The sequence below is a fragment of the Paenibacillus sp. MY03 genome (assembly GCF_002165585.1).
Lineage (GTDB): Bacteria > Bacillota > Bacilli > Paenibacillales > Paenibacillaceae > Pristimantibacillus > Pristimantibacillus agaridevorans.
The window spans coordinates 1-13,634 of record NZ_MXQD01000028.1; the positions used below are offsets into that span (position 1 = coordinate 1).

Annotated in this window: 13 protein-coding genes; 3 read left to right on the forward strand and 10 right to left on the reverse strand. The window is 55.2% G+C overall.

The window, feature by feature from the left end; genetic code table 11:
- Nucleotides 1-320: 320 nt before the first annotated feature.
- Genes bcp through B1748_RS20460 form a run of 4 tightly spaced genes read right to left on the reverse strand, consistent with a single transcriptional unit; the run spans nucleotide 321 to nucleotide 3,463 of the window.
- Nucleotides 321-806 (reverse strand): thioredoxin-dependent thiol peroxidase, encoded by a 486-nt coding sequence (gene bcp, locus B1748_RS20445; RefSeq protein WP_087569803.1) that lies wholly within the window; start codon nucleotides 804-806, stop codon nucleotides 321-323.
- Nucleotides 807-839: 33 nt separating this feature from the next.
- Nucleotides 840-1,631 (reverse strand): ABC transporter permease, encoded by a 792-nt coding sequence (locus tag B1748_RS20450; RefSeq protein WP_087569897.1) that lies wholly within the window; start codon nucleotides 1,629-1,631, stop codon nucleotides 840-842.
- A 6-nt stretch (nucleotides 1,632-1,637) separates the two neighbouring features.
- On the reverse strand, nucleotides 1,638-2,432 hold the full coding sequence (locus B1748_RS20455; RefSeq protein ID WP_087569804.1) for an ABC transporter permease: 795 nt from the start codon (nucleotides 2,430-2,432) through the stop codon (nucleotides 1,638-1,640).
- Nucleotides 2,429-3,463: an ABC transporter ATP-binding protein gene (locus B1748_RS20460; protein WP_087569805.1), complete on the reverse strand. Its 1,035-nt coding sequence runs from the start codon at nucleotides 3,461-3,463 to the stop codon at nucleotides 2,429-2,431. Before B1748_RS20460 ends, B1748_RS20455 begins: the two co-directional genes overlap by 4 nt.
- Before the next feature lie 250 nt (nucleotides 3,464-3,713).
- Between B1748_RS20460 and B1748_RS20465 the strand changes: the two genes are divergently transcribed.
- From B1748_RS20465 to B1748_RS20475, 3 genes are all read left to right on the forward strand, one after another.
- Nucleotides 3,714-4,820 carry an LCP family protein gene (locus B1748_RS20465; protein WP_087569806.1) on the forward strand — a complete coding sequence of 369 codons (1,107 nt, stop codon included), beginning with the start codon at nucleotides 3,714-3,716 and terminating at the stop codon, nucleotides 4,818-4,820.
- A 719-nt stretch (nucleotides 4,821-5,539) separates the two neighbouring features.
- Nucleotides 5,540-6,850 (forward strand): glutamate-1-semialdehyde 2,1-aminomutase, encoded by a 1,311-nt coding sequence (locus B1748_RS20470; RefSeq protein ID WP_087569807.1) that lies wholly within the window; start codon nucleotides 5,540-5,542, stop codon nucleotides 6,848-6,850.
- 100 nt (nucleotides 6,851-6,950) lie between these two features.
- Complete coding sequence (locus B1748_RS20475) at nucleotides 6,951-7,532, forward strand: hypothetical protein (RefSeq protein ID WP_087569808.1); 582 nt, start codon at nucleotides 6,951-6,953, stop codon at nucleotides 7,530-7,532.
- A gap of 161 nt (nucleotides 7,533-7,693) precedes the next feature.
- Here the strand turns inward: B1748_RS20475 and B1748_RS20480 are convergent, their stop codons facing one another.
- From B1748_RS20480 to B1748_RS20505, 6 genes are all read right to left on the reverse strand, one after another.
- Nucleotides 7,694-8,863: a PQQ-dependent sugar dehydrogenase gene (locus tag B1748_RS20480; RefSeq protein ID WP_087569809.1), complete on the reverse strand. Its 1,170-nt coding sequence runs from the start codon at nucleotides 8,861-8,863 to the stop codon at nucleotides 7,694-7,696.
- Nucleotides 8,864-9,045: 182 nt separating this feature from the next.
- Nucleotides 9,046-9,900, reverse strand: a complete 855-nt coding sequence (locus tag B1748_RS20485; protein ID WP_256975792.1) for an inositol monophosphatase family protein — start codon at nucleotides 9,898-9,900, stop codon at nucleotides 9,046-9,048.
- Between the two features lie 137 nt (nucleotides 9,901-10,037).
- Entirely contained in the window at nucleotides 10,038-10,856 is an 819-nt protein-coding gene (locus B1748_RS20490) for a sulfite exporter TauE/SafE family protein (protein WP_087569810.1), read from the reverse strand.
- A 69-nt stretch (nucleotides 10,857-10,925) separates the two neighbouring features.
- Complete coding sequence (uvsE, locus tag B1748_RS20495) at nucleotides 10,926-11,951, reverse strand: UV DNA damage repair endonuclease UvsE (protein WP_087569811.1); 1,026 nt, start codon at nucleotides 11,949-11,951, stop codon at nucleotides 10,926-10,928.
- A 3-nt stretch (nucleotides 11,952-11,954) separates the two neighbouring features.
- Complete coding sequence (locus tag B1748_RS20500; RefSeq protein ID WP_087569812.1) at nucleotides 11,955-12,272, reverse strand: hypothetical protein; 318 nt, start codon at nucleotides 12,270-12,272, stop codon at nucleotides 11,955-11,957.
- 127 nt (nucleotides 12,273-12,399) lie between these two features.
- A complete protein-coding gene (locus B1748_RS20505; RefSeq protein ID WP_087569813.1) occupies nucleotides 12,400-13,593 on the reverse strand; it encodes a D-alanine--D-alanine ligase in 1,194 nt (397 codons plus the stop codon).
- Between the last annotated feature and the right edge of the window lie 41 nt (nucleotides 13,594-13,634).

Below are 13,634 nucleotides of genomic sequence, written 5' to 3' on the forward strand. Positions count from 1 at the left end.
CCATCAACCATGCGTAACCGCAAGTTTAAGTCGGCCATACCGACTTAAAGGCCACCAACCGTGCGTAACCGCAAGTTTAAGTCGGCCATAACGACTTAAAGGTCACCAACCGAGCGTATCCGCTAGTTTAAGTCGATCTCGCCGACTTAAAGGCAGCCAACCGAGCGCAGACGCAAGTTTAAGTCGGTCCCGCCGACTTAAAGGCAGCCAACCGAGCGCAGACGCAAGTTTAAGCCGGTCCCGCCGACAATCTCGCTCGCCTCAGCGCCGCCACCGGCCCAGCAAACCGCCTCTCCGCTCGCATCGCAACGCTTAAGCGGCTACTTCCGCTTGGCTCTCGCGTTCAGCGTCTTGACGGCCTCCAGTACTTCGGCTGCGTGGCCCTTCACCTTGACCTTGCGCCATTCGCGGACCAGATTGCCCTTCGCATCGATCAGGAATGTCGAACGCACGATGCCCATGTACTCTCGGCCATACAGCTTCTTCATCTGCCAAACGCCGTACTGCTCGCATACCTTGTGCGCCTCGTCCGCCAGCAGTACGTACGGCAGCTCCTTCTTCGCTATAAAGTTCAAGTGCGACTTCACGCTGTCCGTGCTGATGCCGAGCACCACCGTATTGTGGTTCTCGAACTCGCCATAGTTGTCTCTCATATCGCAAGCCTGCTCCGTGCAGGTCGGCGTCATATCCTTCGGGTAAAAGAACAGAACGACCTGCTTCCCCCGCAAATCCATAAGCGACAGCGTCTCGCCAGTCGAAGCAGGCAGCTTGAATTTAGGTGCTTTTTTGCCTATTTCCAGCGTCATCGTTTCTCTCTCCTCTCTCAGCCCATCCGCAATCTAAGATCCCGCCCCGCGATACCGCTTCACGCCGTGATTCCATAGTGCAAGCCCGAGTCCGAATACGATCAGTCCCATGACCGGCGTCAGCAAAGCAAGCTGCGACAAGTCATCTGCTTTTTTCTCCAGGAAGAACGATGCCGGGATAACCCCCACGAACGCGAACGGCAGCAGCCAGGTGAGGAAAAAGCGGATGATTTTGTTATAAATGTTCACGGGGTAACGCCCGTAATTCTGAATGTTGTAGATCAGCGGCACGATGCCCGTCGGGGCGTCGGAGTAAAAGGATATCGCGCTCAGCGCGGTATACATACCCGCATAGATCAGTACCGCGCCAAGGACGAGCAGCAGCAGCACCAGCACATCAAGCACGCCGAACGGCAAGCCGAGCTCCGCCCAGCAAAGCCCCATAATGATAGCTCCGACCAAGGAGCCGATCAGCGATGGCGGATCAACATTCTCCAGCAGCACCTGGAACAGACTATGCGCGGGACGCGTCAGAACGCGGTCCATCTCGCCTTTGACAATATAACGTTCGCTGAAGTTCCAGATGCCAAAGAACGTGCTGAACACGCCGTACGGAATCATAAAGAAGCCATATACGAACACGACCTCCGCCTCCGACCAGCCGCCGAGCGTAGGCGTGTGCTGGAACACGACGAGGATAAAGATAAGGTTCATCCCTTGGAACAATAGATCGGAGATGACCTCGATCCAGAAGTCGGCGCGGTAGGTGAGCCTTGTTTTGGCATAGTTTTTGATATACTCCCAAAATAAAGCCATATATCGAATCATGTCTTAACCCCCTTGCACGAACAGCCGCTTGCGAGCTGCACGCCATGTCAGCCCGATCGGAACGAGCAGCAGCAAGAACCAGAACGCTTGAAGTCCGAACACTCCCGCGGCTTCGCCGATGGGGGTCCGCCCCGTAAAGACCGAGCTCGGCAAATACGTGATGGCCTGGAACGGAAGCCACTGCATTATCCCCGACAACCAGCCCGGGAAAAAGGCGATCGGCACGACGACGCCCGAGAACAAATCGACCATGACCCGCTTCATCCGCATCATGCCCTCGTTGTTTTCGACGAAAAAGGCGAACAGTCCCGTCAAAATATTAATCTGCGAATTAATCAGGAAGCTGAAGAACAGCATGACCAGATACACGAGCCAAACGACAGGATCGGTCGGAAGCTTTACCGGGAACAGCAGGCATACGATCGCCAGCCCCGGAATCATAAACAGCATGAAGCGGAACAACCCTTCCCCGAAGCCCTGCATCATCTTAACCAGCAAGTAAGAATAAGGCCGAATAAGCTGCACGGATACGCTGCCGTCGCGAATCTCGTTCGCGATTTCCCGATCCAGATTGTTGAAGTAAAACGCCCGAGCCATCCACGAAACCGCGATGTAAGTCGTCATCTGGGGAACGGTGAACCCCGCCAGCGACTCCTGACTTCCGTAGATAGCCAGCCACAGAAAGTAATACGCCCCGATATTAATGGCATAAATTACGATGCCGCTGTAATAATTTACGCGATAAGCAAGCATCATCAGGAACCGGATGCGAATAAAATCCAGATAGGCACTCGTCATGACGAAGCGATCTCCTTTTTCGCCGCTGCCGCCTCTGCTGAGCCGGATTGGTAGATCGCCCGGACGATCTCGTCCGTGTTCGTCTCGAAAATTTTAATGTCGCGAATATCCGCTCCCCCGACGACTCTTGCCATCGCGTCGGATACGCTGACGGAATGCGGCACGAACAGCTTGGCAGTCACGTCGTTTTCGATACTCCATGACACATCCAGCCCTTCGGTCAATCCGCTCAGCCTGGCAATCGGCGTATGGGCGGCGAATTGAAACTGGATCTCGCGGCCTTTGCTCCACCTGGCTTTAAGATCCTCCAAACCTCCATCGTAGATGATCTGCCCGTCATCGAGCATAATAACCCGGGAACATAACGCCTCGATGTCCTGCAGATCATGCGTCGTCAGCAAAATCGTCGTTCCTTCTTCCTTGTTCATCTGCATAAGGAAGTCGCGTATTTCCGTCTTGACGACGATATCGAGGCCGATCGTTGGTTCGTCGAGAAACAGGATCGACGGATTATGCAGCAGCGACGCCACCAACTCGCAGCGCATCCGCTGACCGAGACTCAGCTTGCGGACGGGGCGGTTCAGGAGATCGCCCAGTTGCAGCCTTTCGACGAGATTGTCGAGCCGCTTGCGGAAGTCGGGTTCTGACACCCGATACACCTTGCGAAGCAGCTGGAACGATTCGATAACGCCGATATCCCACCAAAGCTGGGAACGTTGGCCGAAGACGACTCCGATTCCGTTCACGAACTTCTCGCGATCCTTGAACGGGACGTAACCGTTCACCTTTAATTGACCGGCTGTGGGCACAAGAATGCCCGTCAGCATTTTGATCGTAGTCGACTTGCCGGCGCCGTTCTCTCCTATGTATCCACAAATCTCGCCCTGCGAAATCCGGAACGAAATATCTTTTACCGCACGGACCTCCCGATACTCTCGCTTGAACAGATCCTTGAAGGCGCCGGAGAGTCCTTCTCTATTCTTTTGCACGCGGAAGTCCTTGCGCAAATCTTTGACATCAATAGCTAACATTGCGTTGTAGCAGCCCCTCTCGCTTCGACATTTCCTGGGAAATAGCGATTATATTGTACCCCAAATGATAAAACTTGCAACTATATGCGCCTGAGCTTTATAATTTTATGATATGTAATCATACCTCAGTTATCGTGGGTCGTAAACGGAAGGTTACAGGGAAGTCCTATGCAGCCTTAATCTATAGCAGCGGCAAAACCATGATCTGAATCCACTTGGCGTCTATTCGAAAGGAGACCTATTAAACGCAATGCGTACGCGGTCAGAAACCCCTAAAAAACAGTCACGTTGGAAGTGGCTTATCATTACTTTATCGATCATCATCGTTGCCGTAGTCGCGGCCCTCGTCTATTGGGGAGTCGGCGTCTACAGCGCGCTAGATGATTTTAAGAAGGAGCCGGAAAAGTCCCGGTTCACCGACGTCACTCCCGAGAAGCCCGTCGAGGTTCCCAAGTGGGAAGGCAAGGAGCGCGTGAACATTCTGCTGCTGGGCGGCGACGCCCGCGACGCGGACGAGAACGGAATCGCGCGGTCCGACTCCATGATGGTCGCATCGTTCGATCCCGTCACGAAGAAGGCCCATCTTTTCTCCGTGCTTCGAGATACTTATGCGAGAATCGAAGACCACGGCAAGGGGCGCATCAACTCCGCCATTACAATGGGAGGACCTAACCTCGCCATGAAGACGGTTGGCGACCTGCTTGGCCTCGAAATCCAGTATTTCGTCTACACCGACTTCGAAGGGTTTAAATCGCTTATCGACACGATCGGCGGCATCTACTTCGACGTTGAGAAAGATATGCGCTATACGGACAACGCGGACGGCAATCGCTACGACATCGATCTGAAGCAAGGCTACCAGCTGCTGGACGGCGACAAGGCGCTTCAGTACGTACGCTTCCGTCACGACGCCATGAGCGATTATACGCGGACGGAGCGTCAGCGTAATTTCCTTAAGGCTGTTGCCTCCGAGCTGCAGTCCGGCTGGAACCTGATCCGAATGAAAGAAATTCTGGAGAGCGTTTCGCCTTATATCGAGACGAACTTGACCGTGGGAGATATGCTGAAGCTTGGACAGCTAGGCGTAGAGAGTCATGTCGGCGGTACGGCTCAAATCCCTCCGATGGAGCTTGTCAGCGAAGAGCATGTAGGCGGCGCGTCCGTCATCGGCATTCGCGACGAAGACGCGCTGATCGGATTCGTGCAGGAAATCCTGTCGACGGACGAGACGATCCCGGTGCCTTCGGAGTCGCCCGCGGCGGACGGATCATCGGAGGGCGATGGTGGCGGCACGAATAGCGGCTCCGGTTCTTCCGAAACTTCAAACCGCTCCGGCTCGAGTTCTTCCGCCCGCTAACGAGGCGCAAGACCAGTCGCCCCTCATGATCATCTACTTAAGAGCGACGTCGGGCCCTGCAAACCTATATCGCGCAAAATGAATAGAGCACCTATGTGCTCTATTTCCTTGTTCCGGCTAAGTTGTAGGCGTTATAAATGCTTATACGCCCCATTTCCGGCGCTCGCAAGCTCCATAGGCGTTTTAAACGCCTATACCGCCCATTTTCGGCGCTCGCAAGCTACATAGGCGTTATAATCGCCTATACGCACCACTTTCGGCGCTCGCGAGCTACATGAGGCTGTCGATTCATTGTGAGTAACGGAGCTGAAACGTTCAACTTTCGCTAACGGACCTCAGAGCCTCTATTTGCAGCATTTTCGCGATATTGAAAATCTAACGGACTCAGATGATGCTATTTGGTGCAGCGCCGCCCATTCTATGCGGTTTTGACGGAAGTAAGGTCGTCTGTGTCCGTTACAATTAAAACAGGCCCCATTTTTGCGAAATAGCGACTGTGGTGTCCGTTACGATCAGCCTTTACTTCACTGCGCTGCCGTCCACAATGAATCGACAGCCTCTACATACGCGTTATATACGCCTATACACCCTACTTTCGGCGCTCGTGAGGAGCTACACAGGCGTATTAAACGCTTATTCGCACCAATTTCAGCGCTCGCGAGCTCCAGCTATTAACCTTATTAACTATTCATCTCCACTCGAAAGGGGTTCTCCTACTCATGACCATTCATCGTCCAACCTCGGATCGACTTTATCAAGAAGCGCTTCAGCATATCGTCGGCGGAGTCAACAGCCCTTCCCGCTCTTACAAAGCCGTCGGCGGCGGCGCGCCTGTCTTTATGAAACGCGCCGAAGGCGCCTACTTCTGGGATGTCGACGACAATCGATATATCGACTATCTGGCCGCTTACGGCCCCATCATTACAGGACATGCCCATCCGCATATTACGGAGGCCATTATCGAGTCCGTGCGCAACGGCACGCTGTACGGCACGCCGACCGAGCTCGAAATCAAGCTGGCCCGCATGCTCAAGGAAGCAATCCCTTCCATGGACAAGGTGAGATTCGTCAATTCCGGCACGGAGTCCGTCATGACGACGATCCGAGTAGCCAGAGCCTATACGAAGCGGAACAAAATCATAAAATTCGCCGGCTGCTACCATGGCCATTCCGATCTTGTCCTCGTCGCGGCCGGTTCGGGTCCATCCACGCTGGGCATCCCGGACAGCGCGGGTATTCCGACAAGCATAGCCCATGAGGTTATCACCGTTCCGTTCAACGATCTGGACGCGCTTAAGGAAGCGCTGGAGCGCTGGGGCGACGATACCGCCGCCGTTATGGTGGAGCCGATTGTCGGCAATTTTGGCATGGTGATGCCGCATGAAGGCTATCTGGAGGGTCTCTGCAAGCTGACGCGCGATGCAGGAGCGCTTGTGATCTATGACGAAGTAATTAGCGCATTCCGCTTTCACTACGGATCGTCGCAAACCTATCATGCCTTCCCTGATCACAAGGCGATCGAACCGGATCTCACCGCGCTGGGCAAAATCATCGGGGGCGGCCTCCCTATCGGAGCTTACGGCGGACGCCGCGAAATTATGGAGCAGGTCGCGCCGCTCGGCCCCGCTTATCAAGCGGGAACGATGGCAGGCAACCCGGCTTCCATCTCCGCCGGCATCGCCTGCCTGGAAGTGCTGCAGGAGCCGGGCATCTATGATCGGATGGATCGTCTGGCCACCAAGTTGGCTGACGGAATGAGGGAAGCTGCGGCCGCGAACGGAATTCCGCTGACGGTTAACCAGATCCGCGGCTCGTTCTCCGCCCACTTCTGCGATCATCCCGTCACGAACTACGACGAGGCGCAGGATACGGACGGCGAACGCTTCGGCTCTTTTTTCCGCGCCATGCTGGATCAGGGCATCAATCTTGCGCCGTCGAAGTATGAAGCCTGGTTCTTGACGACCGCGCACACGGATGCCGATATCGAAGCAACGATCGAAGCCGCCAAAAAAGCTATGGCGCAGCTGTAATTTCTGCACCGCGTGCAACCCTACGCGCGGTGAGGCGGTACGGGAGTCACGACCCATTACCAAAAGAAACATTCCATTCGGGAGAGGAGCTGCTTGGAGGATGAAGGAAGAGTTGCTGGCTATTGTGAAACGTTTGGACAAACGCCGCGAGACGGCGCCGTTATCGCCTGCCGAAGTATGGGACGCAAACCTTGACGAGGATATCGTAAAGCTCGGGAAGAAGTATCCGCCTGCGAACAAGCAAGACATCGCCCTGATGGCCGGCCTGCATCTTCGCAACGACAGTCTGGATCGTTCCCACTCTTACGCCCAGCAGATCGAAGACGACGCAACGGGAAGCTACTGGCATGCGATCATGCATCGGATGGAGCAAGATTTCTGGAACAGCAAGTATTGGTTCCGCCAAGCGGGCCGCCATTCCGTCAAGGAGCGCACACGATCTGCTATTGCGGAGTGGTTGTCGACGCAGCCCGGATTAGACTCTTTTCCCGCCAATCCCATTGTTAACGCCCTTAAACGATTCCGGGACGTCGACGGCTGGAATACGGACGACTTCGTCGACATCATCTCCTTGCAGGAATCCGGCAAAGCCGCCGAGGATACCCGAGTCCTGCTGGAGGAGCTTCAGCGGATCGAGTTGATGGAGCTGTTCCGCTACACGTTGGAAGCATCGAATCGATAACACCGCACCGCGCCAAACAGCCTGTCTCATCGATGAGACAGGCTGTTTGCGCGGCAAGCAATCTAGATGACAATCAAATGAAACTGCAGTTCGAGACCCATGCACACCCGTGTAGCCATAATCACACGCCGCCTTATAAGGTGAGTTCTCCCCCATCCTCGTCAAGACGGATAATCCATAACAACCAGCCGATCTTCCGCCTCCGAGGAGATTCCCCCGCGACCGTCGGTGTTGTTGGTGATGAAATAGAGCTTGTCGCCGACCAGCTTGACGTCCCGGATCCGTCCTTCATCCTTGTGAATAACCGCCATCTCGCCTGTAGAAGGCGTATATCGGTAGATCGCCTCGCCTCGGAGCGTCGCGATGACCAGCCTTCCCTCGTCGTCGATAACCGTACCGGATGGCGCGATCGCGGGGTTTCCCGTATGGTATACCGGAGGCGTCAGTCCCTCCTTCTTATCGTCTCCATAGACGGTCGGCCAGCCGTAATTGGCGCCAGGCTGGATGACGTTAATCTCGTCATGTCCGCCAGGATTGCCCGACGGGCCATGCTCCGTGCTGTACATGCTGCCGTCCTTCGTCCACGCCAGCCCTTGCGGATTGCGGTGTCCGTACGAATATACGTATGAGTTCGGGAACGGATTGTCGGTCGGGATATCCCCGTCCGGCGTCATCCGCAATATTTTGCCGGCCAGACTGTCCCGGTTCTGCGCTTCGCTTCGATTTTCCGCATCGCCCGTCGTCGCGTAGAGCATGCCGTCCGGCCCGATGGCGAGTCTGCCGCCGTTATGGTTGCCGCTGCCGGGAATGCCTTCCAGAAGCGCCTTCTGTTCGGACCACTCGGCGCCTTCCTGTTTAAGCTGCACGATGCGGTTCAACGCCTTGCCTCCTTCCTCGTATGTATGATATACATACGCGAGCTGGGACTGGTCAAAGTCCGGCGCCAGCAGGAAGCCTAGCATACCTCCCTCTCCGCGATGAAGGACGGCCTTCTCCAGCCTTACGTTCTGACGCTTCTGCTGCCCGTCGGCGATGACGACGATATGCCCCTCACGCTCTGTCACAATGAACTCGGATCCATAAATCGTAATGGACCAAGGAATTCGAAGCTTCTCGGCCAATACGACGTATGGCTCTCCCTCGCCACTCTCGACAGGCTCTTCGGCAGCACTCGGCTTCTCGGTAGGCGCCAAGGTCGGCTCGGTCGTTTCCGTTGTTACCGCAGATGGGTGTGAACTCGAATCCCTCTCTTCATTCGCAGGCCCGCTGCAGCCTGCCAGAATCGCGAGGCTGAGCATCCATGCAAAAGCCCCCTTCTTCGTTCTGGACATCCTATCATCCTCCCTATACTCTCTTCATGAACGCAGCACTCACATCATGCTCGATCAGCGCGCAACGTTCGTCGCCCCCTCTAACCCTCTAACAAACAAGGACAACATAGCGCCTTGGCGTCTCTGTTGTCCTATCCTTCGAACATGATTAACTTCATCGGCTATATGGACGGAAAGTCCCATTATCCGACCGCTTCCGCTCCGGCCAGCTTGTCTAGCAGTTCAGCATGCACAAGCCCGTTCGTTGCGGCTATATTCCGAACCGCAAGATTATAGGGACGGCCACGCGTGTCCGTTACCAACCCGCCGGATTCCTGTACGAGCAGCGCTCCTGCCGCAATATCCCAGCTGCTGAGGCCGATCTCCCAGAAGCCGCTGAGCCTGCCGGCTGCGACATATGCAAGATGTATCGCCGCGGATCCTGCGATCCGAAGATTGCGTACCTCCGGCGCCACGCTCTGGATCCCCTTTAAGTTAAGCGGCAGCGCATAATGATGATCCGCCGGCAGTCCGGTCGCGATCAGACTGCCGCGCAGCGTCTCTTCTCCGGAGACGCTCATTTTTTTGCCATGCACGTAAGCGCCTTTCCCCTTCTCCGCCACAAACAATTCGTCCTTGCACGGATCATAGATGACGCCTACGATGACTTCACCCTGATAGGCTAACGCAATAGAAACACAGAAGAATGGGAAGCCGTGCACGAAATTAGTCGTGCCGTCGATAGGATCGACGATCCATAAGTATTCCGCGTCGCTCATCTCTGCAAGCGCTCTCGACGACGCTTCCGGTCCAGGCTCTACGCCTTCTTCGCCCAAGAAAGAATGATGGGGGAAGTGCGTTCCGATCAAGTTGCGGATCAGCCGCTCCGAGCCCTTGTCCACCTCGGTCACAAGGTCGTGAGCCGAATATTTGAGCTCCAGCTTGGAGTAGCCGCCCAGCTTGGTCATAATCCATTCGCCCGCCTTGGCGGCGCAGTTGATGGCAACCGCGGTAAAGCTCTTGCCGCCAATGATCGAGCCGTTACTGCTTTCGTTCAAGTCTATCACTCTCCCAGCTATAGAGGTAGTTGTCCATTTCGAATTCATCTTTTTCCGTTCATATCTACTCATCTTATTATAATACGTCCGTTGCCCGTGACTGGTTTCATCGTAATCCATCGAATGCCTGCTATCCGTCAGACGGATGATACACCCTCGAATATGAGCTGGATCGCAAGCGCCAGCAGCGTAATTCGAAGCAGCCACAGCAGCTTGTTACCGCTCAGCTTTACTGCGATTCGCGCGCCGATCCGTCCTCCAATCCAGGCTCCCGGAACGAGCGCAGCCACTAACAGCCAGTCAATCTCGCCTAAAGCTACATGCATGCCGCTCCCCAGAATGGCAGAGAGGAAGATGACGAACATGGACGTAGCGGTCGCTACATGCGGCGGGAAGCGGTAGAGAAGCACCATCATAGGTACGAACAAGGAACCTCCGCCTATGCCGAACAATCCGGAGATCAAGCCGACGCAAAATCCAATAGCCAGAGCCGACCATAGACCGTATCCATACGTATGAACGTTTCCTTGCGCATCTGTGATCGAACGCTGGATCGGCCACTCCTTCGCAAACGGTTTCATATAGTCCCGTCCGATCAATAGACCTGCCAGAAGCAGCATCAGCGAACCGAACAAGAGCTGGAACACGCCCGCCTGCATAAGGCCGGTCAGTGCCGCCCCCAAAATGGAAGCAGGTCCGCTCGTAATAAAGAAAAGCAGGCCGCTTCTGTAGTCCACAATTCCCCTCTTGGTGTAGCTTAATGTTGAAGCAAGCGCCGTCACGATCAATACCGTAAGCGAAATACCGACTGCCGTCGCGTGTTCGATCGGTTCGCCGATCAGCGTCGGGGCGAATAAGAGCAGGCCGGGAACGATAATGATCCCCCCGCCCAACCCGACGAGACTGCCGAAAGCGGCAGCCACAACGCCCAGCAGCATTAACAAAATCCATTCCATTCTTTGAAAGCCACCTTATCTATTCCGAATCGCTTTGGCAAAATTCTCAATCGTAGAACCATGCCATTATTATCCGTTCGGTTCAATCTCCACACAGCCGCCGTCCAGCACCTTTACCCCTTCGCCTCTCCGCTCCAGCTCCTTCAGATCCTCCATCAGCCGTAATAGCGCTGCGTCCTTGTGCTTCGCCTCCAGCATACAATCAAGCGCCGACGTCGTTCGCGCCGCTTGCCGCAAGAAGGCCAGCACGGGCTCCGCAGCAACCAGATCGGCATGGCCGCGCGGATCGGACAGGCTCTTGGGACTGGAGACATGAATCTTGGGAGGCAACTCCCGCTCAGTGCCGAGTCCCAGTCTGTCCCGCTCTATCCGCCAGGTTTCCGAGATGCGGGGCCAAAGCGCTTCTGTAAGCTCGTCCTCCGGAATGTCGCCTGGATTAACGGCGTGATGATGGATGTCGAGCACCATGGGCACGCCTGCCTCCTCGGCCGCTGCCAGCGTCTCCTTTACGTTAAACGTCTTATCATCGTTCTCGAGCGTCACACGCCGCTTTATTCGATCTTCCAGCTCTCCGAATTGGCGAACGAAACGTTCGGCCGAAGCAGGCTTGTCTCCATAAGCGCCGCCCATATGGATGTTATTTTTGCTGCGCTCGTCCAGCCCCATTGCTTCAAGCATCCTTACATGGTACTCCATATCCCTGATGGAGCTCTGCAGCACTTCGGGACGCGGCGTACTGAATACGCAGAAGTGATCGGGATGGAAGGAGACACGTATGCCTTGCTTCCGTGCATAATCGCCCACCTCGCGAAAGGCCTCTTGCAACGCCTGGAACGGGTCCCAGTCTAACAATGCATCATGAGTGGCGAGCGGAATCAGCTTGGAGGAGAACCGATACATTCGAATATCGTGCGCCATACAATGTTTCAGAATCCGCAGCGTGCTCCCCAAGTTCTCTTCTGCCAGCCTCTCCAGCCTTCTGAGCGCCGCATCGCGATCGCCCAGCTTCGAGAAGTTGGCATAAGTCTGAGTGCGGGAAGGCGAGGCGTTCTGGACGACCAGACTCATGGCGACGAATCCGAACCTTACAATCATGGTTTATTCCCGCTCTCCGAAAAACATTTCGTGCGCAAGCGCTGTCTGCACCCTTGATTCTTCTTCCGTCAGCTTGCGCACAAGCTCCATCTCCACTTGGGTGACTTCTTCTCCCTGGAAATTGATCTCCGCGATCGACGCCAGTATGCGTACGATGGCAATTGCCTGGTTGCCTGGCGTATAGGCGATGACCTTTTGCCCTGTCGGGAAAACGCGGAAACCGCTTTTTACCATCTTGCCCTTGCCGTACTCCAACAATTCATATAACTCCTGCTCCGACTTAAACTTGCATACCGAGTTAAACTCCGTCTCGAATCCCATATGTATGCCTCCCTTGTATATCGATTAGCTGTAATCATAATTGCTCTATATGGACGGGTACAGCCGAGACGCTTCTTGCGCGCCCCGGCCGCTGCCGAAAGTCCCTTCCTGCTTTTTGAACTCGCATTTATTGCACGCTTTCTCCCGTGTAATCGATGCGTTGCTTGGCAGCATGGCGTTCGACAGCCAGATCGATCAAGCTGGTAAGCAACTTTTTATATGGCAGTCCGGATTCGCGCCACATGAGCGGGTACATGCTAAATGGCGTAAAGCCCGGCAGCGTATTGACCTCGTTAATGAACAGCTTGTTGTCTTCCTTGCGCAGGAAGAAATCCACGCGCGATAGTCCCGAGCCGTCGATCGCCAGAAATGCCCGCACGGCCAGCTCGCGTACTTGCTCCGCGATCCCTTCCGGCAGCTCTGCCGGAATGATCATGCTGGACTTGCCATCGATATATTTTGCCTTATAATCGTAAAATTCATTAGAAGGCGCAATTTCGCCGGGCACGGATGCCTTCGGTTCGTCGTTGCCGAGGACGCTAACCTCGATCTCGCGCGCGTCTACAAACTCCTCGACGATGACCTTGCGGTCGAAGCGCAGCGCATAATTAACCGCCTCGATCAGTTCTTCCCTGTTGCGAGCCTTGGACACGCCTACGCTGGAGCCCAGATTGGCCGGCTTTACGAAACAAGGATAGCCGAGCGACACTTCGCATTCCATAATGAAAAAGGAAGCGTCCTTCTCCCATTGCGTGCGGTTGAAATACCGGAAGACGCATTGCGGCAGTCCCTCCTGCGCGAATACCTTCTTCATCATGATCTTGTCCATCCCTACGGCAGAGGCGAGAACGCCGGCGCCTACATAAGGGATATTCGCCATCTCGAACAAACCCTGGATCGTGCCGTCTTCTCCGAACGTGCCGTGCAAGAGCGGGAACATGACGTCGATCGGCGCCTCGGCCGGCGTATCGCCGCTAATCGCGATAACGTTAGTCTGTCCGCTAATATGCGCCTCGCCGCCGGGAACGATTGCCGTATGGCCAACTTGTCCCGAACCGTTGTCAAGCGCAGCAAACAGCGGCGCCAGCGAGCCGGACGAGCCGTTTTCGCTGGATTGGAATCTCAGCGCCTCCGCCGACTCCGGCGGAGACAGCAAAACGGGACCGCTCTTCCATTCGCCTTGCTTTGTAATATAAAAAGGTTTGATTTCGTATTGTCCGTAATCGAACTCGCCCATTACGGCGAATGCCGTCTGTAGAGACACCTCGTGCTCTCCGGATTTCCCCCCGTATACAAGACCTACTCTAACTTTGCTCCCCATGGCAATCCTCCGGTACGTTTATATATTTGCGCTCAGGTCGC